This window comes from Actinoplanes sp. KI2, assembly GCF_025630775.1.
In the GTDB taxonomy this organism is placed as follows: domain Bacteria; phylum Actinomycetota; class Actinomycetes; order Mycobacteriales; family Micromonosporaceae; genus Actinoplanes.
Genome location: NZ_JAOSZE010000064.1, coordinates 18,115 through 37,272 on the forward strand (window position 1 = coordinate 18,115; position 19,158 = coordinate 37,272).

A 19,158-nucleotide genomic window follows, 5' to 3' on the forward strand; every position below is an offset into this window, starting at 1 on the left:
TCCAACGTCGTGCAGCGATAGGTTCCGCGTTGTCGATCGACGATTGGTTACCGCCGTGGCAATCAATGCAATCACCTCACGGCACGGCCCCGCCCGAGTTGCAAATGGATCTGCCGGTGGTTCCCTCAAACGCCCTCGCGGTAGACGCCCCGGAAGCGCCACCAACACCAGCCATACCCTGACCACAAAAGGTCTCTAGTTCGTCGGGTCGCCTTAAGTCGCTAATGAGCGACGGCGAGGGCCGCCTCCGTCTGCTCCGTCGGGAGTCGGTGCGGCCGGACTACGAGGAAGCAGACGAGGGTGGCGGCGAGCATGCCGCCGAAGACGACGATGGCCATGGCGACCGCGCCGACGCCGAGGACGCCGACCAGGGGTGCGGCCAGGGCACCTACCCCGAACTGGACCGCCCCGAGCAGAGCAGCCGCGGTGCCTGCCGTCTCGCCGTGGCGGGACAGGGCCAGGGCGGGAGCGTTGGGCATGGCCAGACCGACCATGGCCAGGACCAGCCAGAGCGGGATCAGGATGCCGGCCAGGCCACCGACCTCGGTTACGGCCAGGATCAGCAGAATCAGCCCGAAGCCGAGGCCGGCCAGCAGGGAGCCGGCCAGGATCTGCTGCGGTGTCCAGCGGCGTAGCAGTCGCACGTTGAGCTGTGTGGCGCCGATCAGGCCGATCGCGCCGCCGGCGAAGACGTACGCGAACTGTTGTTTACTCAGGCCGAAGCCGTCTTGCAGAACATAAGACGAGCCGCTCACATAAGCGATCAGTGCGGCCATCGCCAGACCGACGACCAGGATCAGCCCTACGTAGATCCGGTCGGTGAGCAGCCGGCCATAGTCGCGGACGGTGCCGGCGACCCCGCCATTGCGGCGACGTTCGGCGGGCAGTGTCTCGGGCAGCACGACCGCGGTGGCCGCCATGATCGCGGCGGCGACAACGGTGAGTACGACAAACACGCCGCGCCACGAGGTGAACTGCAACGTTTGCCCGCCGATGGTCGGGGCAAGGATCGGCGCGACGCCGACCACGAGCATGAGCCGGGAGAACAGCTTCGCCGCGGCGTACCCGCTGAACAGGTCCCGGACGATCGCCATCGCCACCACCGTGGCCGCAGCTGCGCCGAGGCCCTGCAACACCCGCAGCGAGCCGAGGATCACCAGGTTCGGTGCGACCACGCACAAGACCGAGGCGATCAGGTGGGCGCCCACCCCGGCGAGCAGCGGCGCCCGGCGGCCTACCGCGTCGGACAGCGGGCCGACCAGGATCTGTCCGAGGGCCAAGCCAAGCAGCGTGCCGGTCAGGGTGAGCTGAACGGCGGCCGCGGTGGCGCCGAAGTCGTCGGTGATGGTGGGTAGCGCGGGCAGGTACATGTCAATGGTGAGCGGGCCGAGCGCGGTGAGGAAACCGAGCACGAGAACAATCCGGAAGCGCCGCCCTGCTGGGAGCAGCTCTCCCGGGGAGAGATCGTCTTCGGGCGGGGTTACGGTGCGAGTCTCAACCACAACAGCGACAAGTTGTCTGGCGCACCGGTTCTTCCACCTGGGCCGGGTTGGTAATAACGGTCACAAGACCGGTATATGGCCTCCTAACAGCTGATATTTCGCTTGCTTCGTCGTCACCGGAGGCTCGGCTTGCGCCGCAAGAGCAACCGTGTCATCGGACCGCCGGGCTGATCGCGGGCTCGTTCCAGCTCGCGATGGGTGGATCTTGCCTGCCCCGCGCCGCCGCGGCATGACCAGCACGTGCCGACCGGCCAGAGGATCAGGCACCGTTAATCGGTGAGGTCCGCAGCCCGTTCCCCGTTCCTGGTCTGCTCCCTCTTCAGCGTTCCAGAGGTTCCGGTTCCCGTCGGAGGTGATCGTGGTGGCGGTGCGCTGGTACGGGTGGGGGAGAAAGCCGGGAGCGTCAAGCGGTTCGTCGACGTATTTGCAAGCAACCGCGAACCCGTCGAACGCGGCTGCCATGTCACCGACGATTTGCTGGCGCCGGGCGCGGGGCGCTCGTACTGCGAATTCAGGGGTGTCGCGACCTACTGAGACTTGGTCGTCGGCGAGGTCCGGCTGCGGCCGACAGAGGTGAGCAAGCGCAGATCGTTGACACTCTCATAAACCTACTTAACCTATAGGCGATAGGGTTAGGTGGAGCTGAGGAGGGTGTCGATGGATCTGCAACTCGCCGGCAAGAGGGCCCTGGTGACCGGGGGTAGCCGCGGGATCGGACTGCGCATCGCGCGGTCGCTGCTCGCCGAGGGCGCCGACGTGGCGCTCGCCGCGCGCGACGGGGAACGACTGGCCAAGGCCGCCGCCGAGCTGGCGGCGGCCGGCCATCCCGGGCGGATCGTCACCGCGCAGCTCGACACCGGCGACGACGCGTCCGTGCGGGCCGGCGTGCAGCGGGTCCGCGAGCAGCTCGGTGGCATCGACATCCTGGTCAACAACGCGGCGGTGCCCGGCGGCGGCCAGGGCGGCCCGATCACGCCGTCGCGGACCACCGACCAGCAGTTCCTCGACGCGGTCAACGTCAAGGTGCTGGGCTATCTGCGCACCGCCCGGGCAGTGGCGCCCGACCTGATCGCCCAGGGCTGGGGTCGGATCATCAACATCTCCGGCCTGGCCGCCCGGCTCAGCGGCGACTTCGTCGCGACCGCCCGCAACATCGGCGTGGTCGCGCTCACCAAGAACCTGGCCGACGAGCTCGGTCGGCACGGCATCAACGTCACGGTCGTGCATCCGGGCGCCACGGTCACCGAGCGCACTCCCGCGCTGATCGCGGCCGCCGCTGAGCAGTGGGGCGTCACCGTCGAGGAGGCCGAACGGCGCCGGGCCGAGCGAACCGCGATCGGCCGCGAGGTGACCGCCGAGGAGGTCGCCGACGTGGTGACGTTCCTTGCCTCGCCGCGCAGCGTCGCCATCACCGGCGACGCCGTCACGGTCGGCGGCGGCCTGGTCGGCCCCATCCACTACTGAACCTGCGCCAACGCGACCCGCCGGGCGCCGCCGACAACGCCGGCCAAGCCGGTCGTCTTCGGCCACCACGTCACCGGCGACCGGCCGATGGCGCGCGTCGGCCGCGTCTTCGGCCTGGACGCCGGCGCCTTGCCGCGGCGGCTACCTGGCCGCCCTGCGCCGGGGGCGGGCCGACCCTCGGCTCTGGTACCTGGTCGCGGGGGCCCTGACCGGCGGCGCCGTCGGTCGTCCCCGGATTCGTCCTCCATCAGGTCCGGACCCGGGCCGATCAATGGTCAGTCGCCAAAGGCGCAGGGCAGCTACCCGTCTTGAAGACGCGGCCGTGGCTGGACTACCGCTGGGCAGACCATGGACCGGTACGCCGCCGCCAGGAATCGGCTGAACGCACGGTTCGGTCGTCGTGCCGATGCGGCCCTGCGGGTGCTGCTCGGCCTTGTCCGGGGCGAGCCGACCACCTGGCTGACGGTGTGGCGTTGGCGCCGGAGTCGCCGATGCGCCGGTGGTGATCGCGGGCAATGGGCGCAAAGCCCTGCGACGTGCGGCCGAATGCGGTGACGGCTGGGCTGCCATCGGGATCTCGCCGGGCCAGATGGCTTCCGGTCTGGCGGCGCTGGGTGAGCTCGCGGCGCAGCAAAGGCGGCCGCGGCCCGGCGCTACCGTCGTCGGCGTCCGATCGTCGGCGATCCGGTGAGGGCGACCGAGCAGCTGACCCCTTACGCCGAGTGGGTCGTACTCGCCCGACCGGTGGGGATTGGCGGCGGGAAAACGAGTTCGCTGCCGCGGTCTGGTCGGCACTGTCATGGCTGTGAAGAACTTGCCGACGGCCGGCCTGTGTCGGCCAGGATCGGCGTAGGTGGAGGTGGTGACGGTCGGTGGCCGATGACCTGGCAGAGCGGCATCGCGCAGGTGCCGTTCCAGCGGGTAATGGGAGAGGCCGGGGTAGCCGAGCACGGTCTGCGTGGCGGCGATGGCCGAGCGCCCGATGGCCGCTTTGACCAGCGACAGTTCGGGCAGCAGCCTGGCGTCGGCGGCCTCGGTGCTGTCCAGGCCGTGGCGGACCAGCCCGACCCGGGCCGCCATCGGAGCGGTCATCTGGCGGTATGCGATGCCGGGCGCAGCGAGCGCCGCAACCGCCGCCGGACAGCGGTCGCCGCGGTCACGGTGGCGCTGGTGCGCGGCGGCGTCGCGACCGCAGCGACGTCGCTCGCGGAACATCGCCCCCCGGCGTTCACCGTCACGCCGTCTCGCCGACGACGGAGCCCTCGCTTGCCGTGTCCAGCCCGCCGCCGCCGAATGGATCGGGCCGCGGCGATGACGCCCGACGCGGCCCGCAAACATGGGTCGCTGAGCTGTTCGACCTCGCGGCGGGCCGGCCGCTGAGCGCGTGAGGTGAGCTCATCGAGCGGAAGACGGCCGCCGCAGGGCGGCCATGGGCTACGCGGCCTTGATTTCGACGGGGATCGTGGCGCTGAGGGTGTGCCCGACCGGTGAGGTGGCGGCCACCTTGCTGTGCAGTTCGGCAACCGCGTCCGCGTCGGCGTCGGCGTCCAGGTGCACGGTGGCGCGGATGGCCGAGAAGCCCGCGTGCCCGTCGGCGAGACCGAGGAACGTGTGCAGATCCAGGTCGCCGTCGAGGTCGATGCGCAGGTCCCGGATCACGATGCCGGCGAGTGCCGCGTTGGCCGCGTAGCCGACGGCGAGGCAGTTGCCGAAGGCGCCGAGAAGCTGCTCGACCGGGTTCGGTGCGGCGTCTGCGCCGCCGAGCGTCACCGGCTCGTCCGACGAGATCGGCTCGAAGTGGCGTACCTGCGCCTCGGACGCGAACGCGCCGGTCCAGCGAACAGAGGCAGCCCACTTGGTCTGCGCCGCTTCGGGGCGGCTCTGGATGGTCCGAACCAGCGCGCCGACGGCGGCGAGGTCGACCTGATTGACGTTCTGAGTGGTGGTCATGCTTCAGTCTATGAACTAATCCTATCGGATTGGAAGAGTATCTCGAGGGTTGATGTAGGCATGACGACGGCGTCGGTTGCTCGGTGTTCCTGGCGGGCGGCTCGTACAGCGCCAGCCACCCGGCGCGACTTCACGGGGGAGCGCCCTGCAGCCGCACTGCCGGGCGGTGGACGTCGTCGGTTCCGTTGTACGGAATTTGACGCTCGGCTTCGGCGTCGACTCGGTGGTCGAAGCGGTCAGCGTGGCGTGAGCGACCCACCTACGTGACCTCAGGATGACGGTGGGCCGAAGCGTTCCGGATGATCGGCCAGCAGGTGGGCGGTGAGGATCTGCCACGCCTGCCGTTCGGCGGCGGTCAGCGGACGTGGTGGCGCACCGGCTTCCGACGGCACGTCGAACCGATCGGCGGGCACCGCGACCACCACGCCGAACATGCTCATCGCGGAGATCACGCCGCTCTCGTACGGGTAGGACCAAGGCGACCAGGGCTGGGTCAGAGCGGTCAGGACCAGGCGTAGAAAGCGCACCATGTCACTCCTGTTCGTTGTCGCGCAGCCGTTGGACGAGACCGTGCGGTGAGCCGACGTACCCCGCCGTCCGGTCGGGCCACGGCGTGATCTGTTCGAGGTCGGCGAGCTGGGCCGTTGCAGTGAGTCGGAGCGTGTCCAAGCCGAACTCGACCTCGGCGAAGTGGCCGTCAGCAGGCCCGGCCAAGGCCGCGTCGGATACCGATCAACTCCTCCGTGAGAGACCGTGCCATGACCGGGGCAACCGGGGGCGCCTCCCTGCTATTTCCCCAAGCCCCATCGGAGATGGGGTTCTTATCCAGGTTCACGCGTACGAGGTCGGGGTCGAGCGCCGAAGGACTCGAACCTGTATCGGCCGGTTGCCACCAGCGCGGAGCGCAGCCCGAGAGCGCGGGTACACGCCAGGTCGCGCGGCGTGTCGCCGATGATCCAGCAGGAGTCGCGCGCTCGGCCTACCCCGCGGCGGCGAGGGGCTCGAGAGCCAGGCGAGCGACGGCGGCACTGTCGGCGGCGCTTTCGCCGAAGCCTCCCAGCGCCGGGTCGAGCGGAGGTACGAGCTCGGCGGCCCGCAGCCTGAACCGGCCGAGTTCGCGGTTGAGCGGCTGCGACGCGCGGCGCGGCAGGTTGAAGGCGGCGCCGGCTCATTCTGGGCGCGGGCGTCTGATCATGGCACGTTCGCGACGTCTGTGACGCCCTGCCGGTGTTGCCCTGGCCGGCCTCGGCCGATCCGCCGACACGAGCCGGGTTGTTGCTGGTGAACGGCTTGCCCAAGCGGGGCGGTGCGTTGCCCGCCCCCGATCGGAAGGCCGTCTGGGCGAGGTTGTCCCGGTGAGGCTTGCGGGCTGAACCTCACCCTTCCGAGTATCGACGTTTGATCATGCAGGTGGCAGCTAACTCCTATGTCGTTGCAACGTGGCAATGAAATGCTTCAGGAGGGCCGGATGGGGACGCCGTTCGCCGTGGCCAGACGTGTCGACGAAGCCGGTGTGTCCCGATTGATGGTCGTGGGCGAGCTCGACGAGGACACCGGCGCGGTATTCGCCGGGCTGCTCGTGAACGCCGTGCAACAGGACGGAGTGTCGGTGGTCGTCGTGGATCTGCGACGGGTCACGTTCCTGTCCGCCGCGGGCGTTCGTGCGTTGCTGCGGGGGCGCGCTGCCGCCGACGGGCTCGATCGAGGGTTCCGGGTGGTGAACGCGGTCGGCATCGTTTACCAGGTACTCAGGATCAGCGGCGTCCACAAGACCCTGGCGGTCACGTGGGAGTCGGACGTCGCTGCCTCCTGACGGCCGCCGCGCCGACCGGCAGGCAACCTCAATCTGAAGATGATCGAGTCGCGCCTCAGCCTGGCGCCAGGCGAGCTGCCAGATCTGCCGGTCGAACCCGGCCGCCGCGCCGTTGCCCGTTCGGGACCCGGCCGCGCCCGCGGTGCCGCCGTACACTGTGGTCTGCGCCTCGGTCTTCTTGCCCTCGGCGCCGCGGAAAGCCCGCCGGCCGGGATGCCCACCGCGATGAGCGGGTGTATTCGGAGCGGCCGTTGAACTCCCACGGCTCGATGGCCAGCCCCTGCCCCGTGAAGTAGTCGATGAAGATCCCCGCACCCGGACCTCCGGCAGCGGGAGCTCAAGCTGAACCGTGCTGACCTCCTGCGCCGCTCGGGGCCTGGCCGTCGACCGGTCGATGACCGCACGGTGCTGTGCGGGACCGGTCGATGACCGCACGGTGCTGTGCGGGACCGGTCGGCACGCGAAGATCTCTCGGCCCAGGAAGGCAGGCGGCCATCGACCCGGCACCCAGGGCACGAGCGACACCTGCGCGACGTTCCTGCGCGCAGGCCCACGCAATCATCGCTACGGATTTTTTCGAGACGGTGACGCTGACCGGCACCAGACTCTACCTTCTGGCCGTTGTCCAACACGCCACCGAGAGCCCACATCCTCGCGCGGCGCTCTACGTCGGCTACCTCTGCCGCACGCTCCCGCCGCTTCGTTCGTCACACGCTCACGCCGCTCGGGGATACGGCCGCGGCGGCCCTCCATTGCAGATCGCCTCGGCTGAACGGTCAGCTTCGCGACCCTGATCGGGTTCGCCCTATCGTCGATTCGGGTCCAATGCGGACGGTGGTCCACGAAATTCTCGTGCCCCTGATGGTCGCGCCTGACCTGCGCATTCTTTAAGCTGAAACATGTCGGTAAGCGAACTGCTATCAATTCGCGATACCCGCTTGTCCGGGTATGGTGCAAACCGTCGCCGTTGCCGGCGAATTCTTCGCCGTTTGCCGTGGGTTCATCATTCATTCAGTTGCTGGACAGGATTTTGCTCCTACGTATTGTCGGTGTCGATAGGTCGCGCCGGGTGGGGATGCAGGTACCGCAGGGTCATTTGCGTTCTCGGGTTGCCGCCGATCACGGCAGTGATCAGATCGTGAGGACGGCGGTTGGCGCGTCGGGTGGCGCGGGCGATGTTGGTGTCGCCGCTGGCCCGGTGGTAGCCGATCGAGGTGTTACGCAGGGTTGCCATGACGGCGGGCCCGTTGCCGATCCGCGCTTGATGTGAATCTTCACGGAACGTCACGTCCCGGACGTGATGCAGCTGGTTTTCGATCAGCCACTCGCGGCGGATCCATTCCTGCAGATCCGCGGGCCGGGCGTCGGTGGCGGACAGCGAGATGGTCAAGTAGGCGGTCTCGCGGGTGGTCTTGCCACTGGCAATGGCGGTACGGTCCGGGTGATCCGGACGGCCTGCTGCGCGTGCGGGAAGCCGATCCCGCCGGGCGTGTGCAGGGTGATGGCCTTGACCGTGCGGGTCTCGCGGCGGCCGTGACCGGCATCACGGGTCTGGTGGCCGATCGGGACCTGCGCCCATGGCAGTGTTTTGAGCTGGGCGAACAGCCTCGGCTGGTTGCCCTTCGCCGGGATCAGCAGGTGAGCACCACGGCGCGCGATCTCGCTGGCGTGCCCGACCTGGGTGTGCAACGCGTCCGCGACGAAGATCAGCCCGTGCAGACTGCCGAGGAGTCGTTCGACAGCGTCCAGCAGCGGCGTGAACGCGGGGATCTCATTGGATTTCGCGTCCACCGTGACCTGGGCCAGGACGATCCCGGTGCTGGTGTCCAACGCGGACAGCAGATGGACCTGGCTGCCATCAGGCCGGCGGGCACCCCGCACGGTCTTGCCGTCGACCGCGATGACCTGCCGATACCGCGGCCGGCGGGGCCCGGCCGGCACGGCGCGGCTGCGTAACCAGCCGGCCAGGACCGTGGCAAGCAGATCGGCGTCCAGCCGGATCAGCAGCCGCCACACCGTGGTCGCGGCCGGCACCCCACGCATGAAGCCGAGCCGGGCACAGGCGATGTCGTCCAGGTCGTGCAGCCAGTCGGCGATCGCCGCCATACTCGACGCGCCAGCCACCACAGCGCACACCGCGACAACCAGCAGCCCCGCGAGCGGATAACGCAGCCCCCGCGGGCTGCGCGGGTCCGGCACCGCCATCACCGCCGCCAACAAGCTCGCTCGTTCACCGTCGGTCACCGGGCGAACGGGCGTGTCGGCGCGGGTAGTGACTGCGGACAATACCTGGATCGGGCATGCTGACATCGCGGGTGAGGTCCTCGAAGTGTCCTGGAAGCGTGAGAACTCCCATGATCACCTAAGCGACCTCACCCGCCCCAACCGCCTCCACAAAGGCCACTCAGCTCGCACAACCCCAGCCCATGCAGTCATTCACCGGACGCGCAATAGCCCTGGGTCAGCGCCCCGGTCGACGCGGCGGTCACATCGACTCAGTTGCGTTGCCTTATGTCGGTGCCCGGGGCTTCGGTCGCTCGGTGGGCAAGCCATTGCCGCCGTGTGATCGCGTACTCGACTTCACCGAGTTCACTACCGGCAAGCGGTTCTTCCCACTGCATGTGGAATGTCCGTACGTGGTGCATGCCGACCGCTTTCATCGTCGCGCGGGAGGCGGCGTTGACTGCCATTGTCTCGGCGAAGATTCGCGTCAGTCCGAGGTCTTCGAACCCGTACCGGATCAACTCGCGCGCTGCCTCGCTGGCCAGGCCCTTGCGCCAGTGGCGCCGCAGGAGCCGGTAGCCCAGTTCGGCCTGGCCCTCAACTGGGCCTTGATCGGCGCGCTCGGGGGGCTGCAGGATCCACCAGCCGACGAACTCCCCGCCGACGAAACCGGCCCAGAAACCCAGTCCCGGAACCCGGCTCCCGGTCGCCAGCCGCCCGCGGTGCAGGACCTCGACCTCCTCGCGGGTACGAGCGCATCCGTTCCCCAGGTACCGCATGACCTCGGGATCAGAGTCGAGTTCGATCTCGTGTTTCAGGTGCTCGTCGGACAGCGGGACGAGCCGGATACGGCTGGTTTGCAGCATTGCTTGCGACACGGACGCATTCTCGCGCAACCACGGCGACCGATCACCTGCTTTCGCCGGGTCGCTGCGATGTCACCTCCAGTCAGGCGAATAGCTAATCGAAGCCCTGCACCATGTCAGGGACGTCACCTTCCGTGAGGACACGCATCAAGCCCGGACCGGCAACGGACCCGCCGTCATGGCCACCCTGCGTAACACCTCGATCGGCTACCACCACGCCAACGGAAACCAACATCGCCCGCGCCACCCGACGCGCCGACCGCCGCCCCACGACCTCACCGCCGTCACCAGCAGCAACCCGAGAACGCAATGACCCTGGCAGGTACCGGCGCTCGAATACCTGGGTGGGGGATACATGGCAAAGGATCGATTCCGGACGTAGGTCACCTCCTCCGGGCGCCTCGTCGCACGAGCAGCGCCGCTCTCGGCCGAGAGCTTCGGCGCGATTTGAAGCTGCCCTCGGTCCACATTTCGGACGCCGGACGTGTTCATCACCCGATGCGATTTGGGCTGCCCGAAAAAACGCGCTCGCCTCACCGTATTTCCTGACATCGATTTGTTAATCGATGTGGTCCTGTCCGGGATGGACCGGCTCAGGCCGTACGGGCCGGTAGCGGCTCGCGGGCCAGTTGGCGCAGGTGCTCGAGGACCTGGAGGACCGCGGGCAGCACGCGGGTCTGCCGCCGGTGCAGCGCCGTCATGGTGATCGTGGTGTCGTCGCCGGCCAGCGGTCTGGCCACGATCAGGCCGGCCTGCTCGAGTGGGTCACCGAGGACCCCGCAGGCTCAGGCCGCGATCAACGCTGCTGGCGCCACGGGATCCACTGGGCCGGAACCGGCCGGGGAACCTCCAGGCGAGCGTCCTGAGGCCGGTCCGTTGAGGCCGGTGCGCCGGTTCCGCGCCCTGGTTGGGCGGGAACCGGCGGTGCTGCTGCGTTCTCTGCATGCAGGATCGCCGGTGCGCGGCATGTATCCCTGTCCCCACAGGTATCCACCAGGCATGTTCCCCATCCCCACGGGAAGCAGCCCGTTGTGCGGCCGGTCATCCCCGACCGCCGAGCACCGAACACGGCAGGTAACCCATCATGCCCGGTGAGTTTTGCGGTGTTGTTAACCGACGCTGGACCACTTGGCCGAGCCCGCCGGCCCGGGTTCCGCTCCGAGGGTCACCCACCGTCTGGATCGGCTGCCGGTCGGCAACCTCAGGTAACGAAATGTCAGCGTCGCCGGCCGACGGTGTCAGTTCTGCGTTCAGCCGGTCCCACCCTGCGTCGTGGCGCCCGGCGGTCTCGTCGTCGTGTGGGCTCGACGACGTGTTCCCGAGCGTCGAGCCGGCCGTCGGCGGCACCTGGACCGGTCTATCTGAACCCCGGTGGCGTCGAGCAGTTCGTCGCCCGGTCGGGTCAGCAGATGCAGACCGTTTCAGCCTCGCCAGCGCAGGTCGGCGACCACGGCCCGGTGGTCTGAGGGGTGGATGCCGGCGATCGGTTCGCCGGCCAGCCGCACGCCCTCGACCAGCACCTGCTGGTCCTCGCGGCCAGGACGAAAAAAGATGTGGTCGATGCGCTGGTCGACCATCTGTGGTCCGGCCTCCAGCGGTGCGGACGGATGAGTCGAGGGCAAGGTGACCGCGTCAGCCGATCCCTGGCCGGCGCTCCAGGCATCGGTCAGCACATCCCCCGCCCGCCGCAGCACCGGAGAGTCGACCGCCGCGTTCAGATCGCCCATCAGCAAGACCGGACAGGGTCCGTCGAAGCGCGGGTCGGTAGCCAGATCGGCAACGAAGGTTCCCTGGGCGATGCGATCGTCGGTGTACGGAACGCCGTAGTCCAGGCAGGCCGCGACGATGGGCAGCGGCCCGGCCGGGTGATCGACACGGACGGTCAGTGTCACCGGGTCCCAAGTGCGGTGCCGGGCCGGCATCGCCACCGCCTCGTGGTCGAGGATCGGCCACCGGCTCAGCACCGCGATCCCGAGGTCGAACTCGGACCAGTCGGCCATGCCCGGGTCCGTCGGGGCCGGAGGGTAGGACGGCGAACCGAACACCGCGTGCATTCGCAGCCGCGCCGCCAGCTCGTGCGCCTGGGTCGTCCCGTCGCCGGCCCAGACCTCCTGAAGTGCCACGACATCGGGACGACACCGTTCCAGCGTCGCACGGATGCCCGGCTGCCGGTCGTGCCAGTGCGGCCCGAACCGCCACCAGAGGTTCCATGTCATCGCGCGGACCATGCTGTCGACCATCAGCGGACCTCCGTCGACGTCGCGGTTGACGCTCGGCTGCGATCAACGTACCTCCGGGCCGCCTCGACCGCGCGCCGAGCGTAGGCGCGCCACCTGCACATTGACTTCGATGTCAGCGACCTAGCGACGCCTGCGCGGGCGGCCGAAGCCGACGTCCGACCAGTAGGACGGGAATAGCCAGACAGCCGTTGTCTCACTCCGCGCGGCGCGTCCCGGCCGGCCGCCCGACCGTGATCGCCCAGAGCAGCCCGACCACCGCGACGAACAGGTAGCCGAGCGCGGGTCCGGAGAGGGGAAGGGCGGAGACGCCGAGCGGCACGGCGATGCCCAGGGCGTTACCCATCTGGGCCGACGTGTTGAGCAGCCGGCGACGGTGGTGACGCCGAGAGCCGCAGCCGAGGGTCACCGGCCGCCGGCAGCAACGCCGGCGCGTCGTCGTGCCCCGGGATCGCAGTCGATGATCACCGGTTCGGCCATCAGCTCCCCTGCCCGGCCGCCGCCGGGGGCCATCCGCGTACCCGACGTACAGCCCCATCCGATCGGGATATTGCGGAGGTCAGCGCCCGCCGCCGCGGAAGACCTCGGCCACCGTGCGCAGGATCACCTTCGCATCGAGCCAGAGCGACCAGTTCTCGATGTAGTAGTTGTCGAACCGGGCACGGTCGGAGATCGGCGTGTCCCCGCGAAGGCCACTCACCTGGGCCAGCCCGGTGAGGCCGACCGGCACCCGGTGCCGCATCGCGTACTCGGGGTAGTCGACGGAGAACCGGTCGACGAAGTATGGCCGCTCGGGCCGCGGCCCGACCACGGTCATGTCACCGCGCAGGATGTTCCACAACTGCGGCAGCTCGTCGAGTGAGGTGCGCCGCATGAACCGGCCGAAGGGGCCGACCCGCGGGTCGTGGCCGATGTTCCAGTTGGTCTGCGACTCGGTCTCGTCCACCGGGCGCATCGAGCGGAACTTCATCAGGCTGAACGGCTTGCCGTACCGTCCGATCCGCTGCTGGCGGAAGATGATGTCCTTGCCGCCCTCGAGGTAGGTGCCCACCGCGCAGAAAGACAGGATGGGGCTCAGCAGCAGCAGCGCGATCGACGCGAAGATGACGTCGGAGGTGCGCTTGACCATCCACTTCGGACCGGACAGCGTGGGCCGGCGCAGCGGTACGACCGGAATGGCGCCGATGTGGTCGGGTGAGCCGACCGAGCCGGGGAACTCGCGCAGCCTCGGCACCATCCAAAGGTCGGTGTCGGCGAGGCCGGATGCCCGGACCGCGCGTAGCAGCTGGCTTTCCGCGCAGTCGATGTCCGCGATGATGACCACGTCACACTCGGTGTAGCGGACCAGTTCCTCGAGGTCCTCGAGGTGGCCGACCAGCGGGGTGCTCTCCCGCTTGACGTGTGCCGTGGTCGGCACGTCGACGAAGCCGGCGAACCGCAGGCCGTACTGGGGATAGCGGCGCAGCAACCGGGCCAGCTCGATCGCGACCGGGCCGCCGCCCAAGATGATCGCCCCGTGCTCGACCCACCGGCGGCGCCGCGCAGTCAGCACGGTCATCCGGCTGATCACCCGGGCGGGCAGCAGCAGGACGGCGGACACGGCGGCCAGCCGCAGGAAGCCGCCGACGTAGTCGATCGAGTTATGCCGCGTGGCGACCACGATGGCGACCGCGGCCGTGGCGGCCAGGAACCGGAAGTACAGCTGCGGCAGTTCGTCCAGCACACTCACGTGCCGGCGGGCGCGGTACAGTCCGCCCACGGCGAAGGCGCCCACCGTGACGAAAGCCATAGCCACGGAGGCCTTCCAGAATTTCTGGTCCGCGGCGATCGGGGCGAGCAGCGCCGCCAAGTCGATCGGCAGGACCAGCATCCAGGCGCGCAGCGGCCGGGTGCGAGCGGCGCTCGCCGACGGGATATAGGGCAGCACGACCGTGGACCGCGCGCCGCCCTCCACCAGGCGCTCGGTCGGCGGCTCCTCCGGGCTGCGCCGGGGCGTCGGTATGGCGACCAGCGGCGTCTCGCCGCTCGCCGCCCACCAGTCGAAGGCGCCGGCCCGTGCCGGCCCGGCTCCGGCAGCCTGCCGGGGTGAAGGAGTCGTCTGTACCATTTCGTGCATCCCCCGTGCCATGAAGGCGGCTCACGCTACCCCGATCGAGCCGGAATGCTAAGGCCTGTTGCCGACCCAAACCACCGGCTCCCGGGTGCCGGATTCATTCCTTTTGATGCCGACCGAAGGTTTGGCCGGAATTTGAAACCGGACAATTGCCTAGCACCCCGGCGTCGGATCACCGGCATCGAAGAAATGAAATTCATCACAGCCGGCGGGCGCAGCCCCCGTAGCCAGGGCATGAGGCCATGGGGGGTTGCAAGGCTCAGTACGATCTCATCCATGCCGACCAGACAGCCGATGCAAGACCGCGACGCCACCGAAATCATCGGCCTGGTTAGGGATCGCGACCCCAACGACACGCCGGCCACGCACGCCGCGCCGAAGAGGCCGAGGAAGCGGATGACCCGCCGGGCCAAGATTATCTTGGGCTTCGTGCTCGTGCCGCTGATCCTGATCGGCATCGGCCTTGTCGCCGCCGGGATCTACGTGCACAACGTCGAGGGCAACGTCAGCCGGGTCGACGCTTTCGCCCAGGTCCCCGAGGCCAGCCGCCCGCAGAAGGATGCGACCGCCAAGGGCGCGGTCAACTTCCTGCTGCTGGGCAGCGACACCCGCGACCCGAACAACACCGGCGGCTCGCGCAGCGACACGCTCATCGTCCTGCATCTGAACAAGGACCAGTCGGCCGCCCAGCTCATCTCCATCCCGCGCGACACCTGGGTGCACATCCCCCGGTCGGCCAACGGCCAGCACGGCAACACCGACTCGAAGATCAACGCATCGTATGCCTGGGGTGGCGTTCCGCTGGTGGTGCAGACGGTCGAGGGGTATACGGGCGTCCGCATCGACCACGTCGCCCTGATCGACTTCGCCGGCTTCAAAGAGGTCGTGGACGCGCTCGGCGGCGTCAACATCGATGTCGAGACGTCATTCACCTCGACCCACGCGCTGAGCGGCCCCGGGGGTGTGCGCCACTTCGACAAGGGCCCGCAGCTGATGGACGGCGCCGCCGCGCTCGACTACGCCCGCGAGCGGTACTCGTTCAAGGACGGCGACTTCGCCCGCATCCGCCACCAGCAGCAGGTGATCAAGGCGATCCTCGACAAGGCCGCTTCCGGCGGCATGCTGTCCAGCCCCGCCAAGCTCAACGCCTTCCTCAACGCCACCACCAACACGGTCAGCGTCGACAAGGGCCTCAACCTCATCGACATGGCCATGCAGCTGCGCCACCTGCGCAGCGGCAACCTGAACTTCTACACGAGCCCCACCAAGGGCACCGGCAGGATCGGCAACCAGAGCGTGGTCCTGCCCGACACGACCAAGGCCAAGGCCCTGTTCGACGCGGTCCGCAAGGACGACACCGCCATGATCCAGAAGCTTGGCGCCGAGGCGAAGTAGGGCTGAGTTCGGAACACCGGCCGGTACCCCCAGGGTCCCGGCCGGTGGAGTGTCCAGGGTCGGTCACGAGTGCGACCCCGGTGGGGATGGCGCGAGAGTCGCAGGCATGACTGACATGAAGCTCGACGTAGTGGTCATCCCGGTGACGGACGTCGACCGCGCCACCGAGTTCTACGGCCGGCTCGGCTGGCGTCTCGACCGCACGCCGCCCGACGTGGTCCAGCTGACTCCGAGGGCGTGGCCCGGCCGGGCGCGACGCCGGGCTCGGCCAAGAACTACCGGGTCGTCACCGACGACATCGAGGCCATCCGCAACGAGCTGCTGGCGGCCGGCGTGGCGGTCGGCGAGCTCTACCAGATGACCCCGGACGGCCCGCAGCCCGACCTCGCCCCGACCGCGGCACCTACCGCTCCCGGGCGACGTTCGCCGACCCGGACGGCAACGTTTGGCTCCTCCCGGAGGTCACCACCCGCCCTGCCCGGCCGCGTCGACCCCGGCCAGTTCTCCTTCACCTCGGCCGAGGACCTGTCGGTCGCCCTGCACCGGGCCGCCGCAGCCCACGCAAGATCGACGCGGACCGGCTGACGTGGGCCGCCGAGTACCTCACCGCCGAGCAGGCGGGCACTCAGCTTCCCGGCTGAGAAGTCTGCCGAGCCGGCCGGGTTGATCAACCCAGCCGACTCCTTTTCTGGCCGGCCGGGTTTGTGAGGACTGTCACTCCACGGTGTATCGGGTCGCCGCGGCGGGCGGGCGGACGGCCGGTCTCCGCCCGAGGTCGCGAGCCTCCGGCGGCACAGATTCGGACAATTCGCCGGCGGGCCGCAGGCGTCGGATTCCTCATTTCGGAAAGCCGTCATCTGAATCAGCCAAATGCGCAAAACCGACGATCGGCATGACCGGGGCAGCTCCGGACGCGTTCCGTCACAGTCCGAACACTTGCGCAAACCGGCACGACTGCCCGCGGGTACGGGGGGTGGAAGGGTGAAGAGTCTTCGCGTAGCATGACCGCGCCTTGCGTGCGATTGGCGGGCTCGGGTTACAGGAATTGACCGATCGGACGGAGAAGCAACGGGGATGGCAGCAGCACAGAAGCGGGCCCTGATTACCGGCGTCACGGGCCAGGACGGGCTCTACCTAGCGGAGCTCCTGATCGGCAAGGGATATCAGGTATTCGGATTGATCCGCGGGCAGAACAACCCCAAGCGGGAAATGGTCGAGCATTTGCTGCCGGCCGTTGAGCTGCTCGAAGGCGACCTGGGCGACATGACGTCATTGGTCGAGGCGGTCAACTACTGCCAGCCGGACGAGGTCTACAACCTCGCTGCCATTTCGTTCGTGGCGTTCTCGTTCAAGCAGCCGGAACACACCGGAAACATCACCGGTCTCGGCGCGCTGCGCCTGCTCGACGCGATCCGTATCGTCGACGAGGGCAAGGGCCGGATCCGCTATTACCAGGCGTCGACCAGCGAGCTGTTCGGTAAGGTCCGGGAGACCCCGCAGACCGAGCTGACCCCGTTCCACCCGCGCAGCCCGTACGGCGTGGCCAAGGCCTACGCGCACCACATGACGGTCAACTACCGCGAGTCGTACAACCTGCACGCCTCGTGCGGCATCCTGTTCAACCACGAGTCCCCGCGGCGTGGCCACGAGTTCGTGACCCGGAAGATCACCAGCGCAGTGGCCCGGATCAAGCTGGGGCTGCAGGACTCCATCTCGCTCGGCAACCTCGACTCGAAGCGGGACTGGGGCTTCGCCGGCGACTACGTCCGGGGCATGTGGGCGATGCTGCAGCAGGACGAGCCGGGCGACTACGTCCTGGCTACCGGCGAGACCCACTCGATCCAGGAGTTCCTCGATCTAGCCTTCGCGGCGGTCGGCATCGAGGACTGGAAGCCCTACGTCAAGCAGGACCCCCGCTTCATGCGCCCGGCCGAGGTCGACCTGCTGCATGGCGACGCAACCAAGGCGAAGAAGGTTCTGGGCTGGGAGCCCGAGGTCTCGTTCCCCGAGCTCGTGCAGATGATGGTCGAGAACGACCTGCAGATCGAGGGCGCCCGCGTCCCGCGGCAGTTCCTGCCGTCGACGAGCCTAGTTCGGTGAGGTCGATGTCCGCCGTTGACGCCCCCCTCAACCGCGTGACCGCATGAGCCAAACCCGGAGAATCCTGAAGAACGCGACTGCGTTGTACGTGGCCGAGGTCGTTGCCCGGGCGACGTTGCTCATTCAGTTGGTTCTGGTGGCTCGGACACTCGGGGCCACGGAATACGGTAAACAGGCTCTCGTCCTGTCGGTCCTGGCGATCGCCGCGAACTTCACGGACTTCGGCTTCAGCCTGCTCGGCGTCAAATTGATCGCGGCCAATCCGCAGGAGATCAATCGCATCGGCTCCGGGATGCTGGTCATCAAGGTCGCGGTGGGCATCGTGACGGCCCTGGCCATCATCGCGTTCGTGATCGTGACGCCGGTGCCGGCCGACCTCACCTGGATGTACATCCTTAGCGCCCTGACGCTGATCACGACCGCGTACACCACCAGCATGTCCTCGATCTTCCGCGGACACGAGATCATGCAGTACGACGCCTACGGCCGGATCGGCATCGCCGTTCTGACCACCTCGCTGGGGGCGCTGCTGCTGGCGATGGGCTACGGCATCGTGGCCATGGTCGCGATGACGTCGGCTCTGACTGTTGTCAATGCGTTGTACATGTATTGGATCAACAGTCGGCGGAAGCTCTTCCGTTTCCGGCGGCCCGACAACAATCAGGAGATCATCGATCTCTTCAAGCTGTCTCTGCCGTTCGTGACGCTGACGGTTCTCGTGGCCATCAGCTATCGGGTGGACACCGTTATCCTGGGACTGTTCGAAACGACCGACGCGGTCGGGCAATACAATGCCGGCTACCGGATCTTCGAGCTCTTCCTGATCGTGCCGGCCATCTTCGCCGGTGTGCTGCTGCCGGCAACCTCGGCCCGTCTCCACACCGACACGGCGGCGGTACAGACCCTGACCATGACGGCGGTCAGGTATTTCAGCTATCTGTGCTTCCCGCTCGCGGTCGGGCTGTCGTTGCTGGCCGGGCCGATCATCACCATGTTCTACGGCAGCAAATACCCGGACAGCATCGTTGTCCTGCAGGTGATGAGCTTCACCCTCATTCCCGCGTTCATCGCGCACATCACCGCCAATGTCTTTCACGCCAGCAGCCGGCCGCAGCTCAACACGTACATCGCGTTGTTCAGCGTGATTTTCAACGTTGCCGTCAATCTGCTCCTCATTCCGATGTTCGGCTTGGTCGGAGCGGCGATCACCAGCGTTGCCACGCAGTTGGCCGTCCTGGTGATCGGTGCGACATTGATCAACCGCCACATCTTCGCGCTCCCTTACTGGCGCGTTCTGTGGCGTCCGATAGTGGCCAGCCTGGTCATGGCGGCCGGCATGCTGCTCTATCGGAGCGTTTGGCTCGTGCCTGTCTACACGCTTGTATATGTGGTCGCCCTGTATGCCTTGCGCGGATTCACCGAGCGAGATCGGGAAATGCTGCGGGCTGCGCTGCCTCAGCGTCGGACCGGAGCTGTGGCGCGATGATCGCCACGG

The 19,158-nt window shown here is 68.1% G+C and carries 20 protein-coding genes and 1 pseudogene; 9 read left to right on the forward strand and 12 right to left on the reverse strand.

The features are described from left to right. Positions 1-221 precede the first annotated feature (221 nt). Complete coding sequence (locus ODJ79_RS42265) at positions 222-1,502, reverse strand: multidrug effflux MFS transporter (RefSeq protein ID WP_263029360.1); 1,281 nt, start codon at positions 1,500-1,502, stop codon at positions 222-224. 657 nt (positions 1,503-2,159) lie between these two features. Between ODJ79_RS42265 and ODJ79_RS42270 the strand changes: the two genes are divergently transcribed. The 3 genes from ODJ79_RS42270 to ODJ79_RS42275 all read left to right on the forward strand — a co-directional run bounded on the left by ODJ79_RS42270 (position 2,160) and on the right by ODJ79_RS42275 (position 4,346). Further along, positions 2,160-2,966 (forward strand): SDR family NAD(P)-dependent oxidoreductase, encoded by an 807-nt coding sequence (locus ODJ79_RS42270; RefSeq protein ID WP_263029361.1) that lies wholly within the window; start codon positions 2,160-2,162, stop codon positions 2,964-2,966. A 502-nt stretch (positions 2,967-3,468) separates the two neighbouring features. After that, complete coding sequence (locus ODJ79_RS47355) at positions 3,469-3,657, forward strand: hypothetical protein (RefSeq protein ID WP_411267429.1); 189 nt, start codon at positions 3,469-3,471, stop codon at positions 3,655-3,657. 188 nt (positions 3,658-3,845) lie between these two features. Then, positions 3,846-4,346 (forward strand): hypothetical protein, encoded by a 501-nt coding sequence (locus ODJ79_RS42275; RefSeq protein WP_263029362.1) that lies wholly within the window; start codon positions 3,846-3,848, stop codon positions 4,344-4,346. 54 nt (positions 4,347-4,400) lie between these two features. Here ODJ79_RS42275 and ODJ79_RS42280 read toward each other — a convergent pair whose 3' ends face one another. From ODJ79_RS42280 to ODJ79_RS47360, 4 genes are all read right to left on the reverse strand, one after another. Continuing rightward, the gene (locus ODJ79_RS42280; RefSeq protein ID WP_263029363.1) at positions 4,401-4,916 is read right to left on the reverse strand and encodes an OsmC family protein; all 516 of its coding nucleotides are present in this window, start codon (positions 4,914-4,916) and stop codon (positions 4,401-4,403) included. Positions 4,917-5,185: 269 nt separating this feature from the next. Then, positions 5,186-5,443, reverse strand: coding sequence for a hypothetical protein (locus ODJ79_RS42285; RefSeq protein ID WP_263029364.1), 258 nt, complete (start codon positions 5,441-5,443; stop codon positions 5,186-5,188). A gap of 4 nt (positions 5,444-5,447) precedes the next feature. Then, entirely contained in the window at positions 5,448-5,630 is a 183-nt protein-coding gene (locus ODJ79_RS42290) for a hypothetical protein (protein WP_263029365.1), read from the reverse strand. A gap of 107 nt (positions 5,631-5,737) precedes the next feature. Further along, the gene (locus tag ODJ79_RS47360; RefSeq protein ID WP_411267430.1) at positions 5,738-6,088 is read right to left on the reverse strand and encodes an HAD hydrolase-like protein; all 351 of its coding nucleotides are present in this window, start codon (positions 6,086-6,088) and stop codon (positions 5,738-5,740) included. A 296-nt stretch (positions 6,089-6,384) separates the two neighbouring features. Between ODJ79_RS47360 and ODJ79_RS42295 the strand changes: the two genes are divergently transcribed. Beyond that, complete coding sequence (locus ODJ79_RS42295; protein WP_263029366.1) at positions 6,385-6,729, forward strand: STAS domain-containing protein; 345 nt, start codon at positions 6,385-6,387, stop codon at positions 6,727-6,729. A 1,036-nt stretch (positions 6,730-7,765) separates the two neighbouring features. Here ODJ79_RS42295 and ODJ79_RS42300 read toward each other — a convergent pair. The 7 genes from ODJ79_RS42300 to ODJ79_RS42335 all read right to left on the reverse strand — a co-directional run bounded on the left by ODJ79_RS42300 (position 7,766) and on the right by ODJ79_RS42335 (position 13,925). Next, on the reverse strand, positions 7,766-8,119 hold the full coding sequence (locus ODJ79_RS42300) for a transposase (RefSeq protein WP_263029367.1): 354 nt from the start codon (positions 8,117-8,119) through the stop codon (positions 7,766-7,768). Continuing rightward, the gene (locus tag ODJ79_RS42305) at positions 8,116-8,949 is read right to left on the reverse strand and encodes an ISAs1 family transposase (RefSeq protein WP_263029368.1); all 834 of its coding nucleotides are present in this window, start codon (positions 8,947-8,949) and stop codon (positions 8,116-8,118) included. The genes ODJ79_RS42300 and ODJ79_RS42305 overlap by 4 nt, the downstream gene beginning before the upstream one ends. A 275-nt stretch (positions 8,950-9,224) precedes the next feature. Then, on the reverse strand, positions 9,225-9,818 hold the full coding sequence (locus ODJ79_RS42310) for a GNAT family N-acetyltransferase (RefSeq protein ID WP_411267431.1): 594 nt from the start codon (positions 9,816-9,818) through the stop codon (positions 9,225-9,227). A gap of 593 nt (positions 9,819-10,411) precedes the next feature. Then, positions 10,412-10,558: a hypothetical protein gene (locus ODJ79_RS42320; RefSeq protein WP_263029370.1), complete on the reverse strand. Its 147-nt coding sequence runs from the start codon at positions 10,556-10,558 to the stop codon at positions 10,412-10,414. Positions 10,559-11,239: 681 nt separating this feature from the next. After that, a complete protein-coding gene (locus ODJ79_RS42325; RefSeq protein ID WP_263029371.1) occupies positions 11,240-12,058 on the reverse strand; it encodes an endonuclease/exonuclease/phosphatase family protein in 819 nt (272 codons plus the stop codon). 193 nt (positions 12,059-12,251) lie between these two features. Then, positions 12,252-12,401, reverse strand: a complete 150-nt coding sequence (locus ODJ79_RS42330) for a hypothetical protein (protein WP_263029372.1) — start codon at positions 12,399-12,401, stop codon at positions 12,252-12,254. A 213-nt stretch (positions 12,402-12,614) separates the two neighbouring features. Then, a complete protein-coding gene (locus ODJ79_RS42335) occupies positions 12,615-13,925 on the reverse strand; it encodes a sugar transferase (RefSeq protein WP_411267432.1) in 1,311 nt (436 codons plus the stop codon). 639 nt (positions 13,926-14,564) lie between these two features. Here ODJ79_RS42335 and ODJ79_RS42340 point away from each other — a divergent pair. The 5 genes and pseudogenes from ODJ79_RS42340 to ODJ79_RS42355 all read left to right on the forward strand — a co-directional run bounded on the left by ODJ79_RS42340 (position 14,565) and on the right by ODJ79_RS42355 (position 19,149). Next, positions 14,565-15,563, forward strand: a complete 999-nt coding sequence (locus ODJ79_RS42340) for an LCP family protein (protein WP_263029386.1) — start codon at positions 14,565-14,567, stop codon at positions 15,561-15,563. Positions 15,564-15,678: 115 nt separating this feature from the next. Beyond that, positions 15,679-15,738 (forward strand): annotated as a pseudogene (locus ODJ79_RS47365) (VOC family protein); the annotation flags it as partial. A 62-nt stretch (positions 15,739-15,800) separates the two neighbouring features. Continuing rightward, on the forward strand, positions 15,801-16,148 hold the full coding sequence (locus tag ODJ79_RS42345; RefSeq protein WP_263029374.1) for a hypothetical protein: 348 nt from the start codon (positions 15,801-15,803) through the stop codon (positions 16,146-16,148). A gap of 489 nt (positions 16,149-16,637) precedes the next feature. Further along, on the forward strand, positions 16,638-17,663 hold the full coding sequence (gene gmd, locus ODJ79_RS42350) for a GDP-mannose 4,6-dehydratase (RefSeq protein WP_263029375.1): 1,026 nt from the start codon (positions 16,638-16,640) through the stop codon (positions 17,661-17,663). 43 nt (positions 17,664-17,706) lie between these two features. Beyond that, positions 17,707-19,149, forward strand: a complete 1,443-nt coding sequence (locus ODJ79_RS42355; protein ID WP_263029376.1) for a flippase — start codon at positions 17,707-17,709, stop codon at positions 19,147-19,149. The last annotated feature ends 9 nt before the right edge of the window (positions 19,150-19,158 follow it).

What these genes read in the sequence shown, in the direction of transcription:
- ODJ79_RS42270 (WP_263029361.1), top strand. Translation starts at nt 2,160, where the DNA reads ATGGATCTGCAACTCGCCGGCAAGAGGGCCCTGGTGACCGGGGGTAGC.
- ODJ79_RS42275 (WP_263029362.1), top strand. Translation starts at nt 3,846, where the DNA reads ATGACCTGGCAGAGCGGCATCGCGCAGGTGCCGTTCCAGCGGGTAATG.
- ODJ79_RS42280 (WP_263029363.1), bottom strand. Translation starts at nt 4,916, where the DNA reads ATGACCACCACTCAGAACGTCAATCAGGTCGACCTCGCCGCCGTCGGC.
- ODJ79_RS47360 (WP_411267430.1), bottom strand. Translation starts at nt 6,088, where the DNA reads ATGAGCCGGCGCCGCCTTCAACCTGCCGCGCCGCGCGTCGCAGCCGCT.
- ODJ79_RS42295 (WP_263029366.1), top strand. Translation starts at nt 6,385, where the DNA reads ATGGGGACGCCGTTCGCCGTGGCCAGACGTGTCGACGAAGCCGGTGTG.
- ODJ79_RS42310 (WP_411267431.1), bottom strand. Translation starts at nt 9,818, where the DNA reads ATGCTGCAAACCAGCCGTATCCGGCTCGTCCCGCTGTCCGACGAGCAC.
- ODJ79_RS42325 (WP_263029371.1), bottom strand. Translation starts at nt 12,058, where the DNA reads ATGGTCGACAGCATGGTCCGCGCGATGACATGGAACCTCTGGTGGCGG.
- ODJ79_RS42330 (WP_263029372.1), bottom strand. Translation starts at nt 12,401, where the DNA reads ATGGGTAACGCCCTGGGCATCGCCGTGCCGCTCGGCGTCTCCGCCCTT.
- ODJ79_RS42335 (WP_411267432.1), bottom strand. Translation starts at nt 13,925, where the DNA reads ATGCTGGTCCTGCCGATCGACTTGGCGGCGCTGCTCGCCCCGATCGCC.
- ODJ79_RS42340 (WP_263029386.1), top strand. Translation starts at nt 14,565, where the DNA reads ATGACCCGCCGGGCCAAGATTATCTTGGGCTTCGTGCTCGTGCCGCTG.
- gmd (WP_263029375.1), top strand. Translation starts at nt 16,638, where the DNA reads ATGGCAGCAGCACAGAAGCGGGCCCTGATTACCGGCGTCACGGGCCAG.
- ODJ79_RS42355 (WP_263029376.1), top strand. Translation starts at nt 17,707, where the DNA reads ATGAGCCAAACCCGGAGAATCCTGAAGAACGCGACTGCGTTGTACGTG.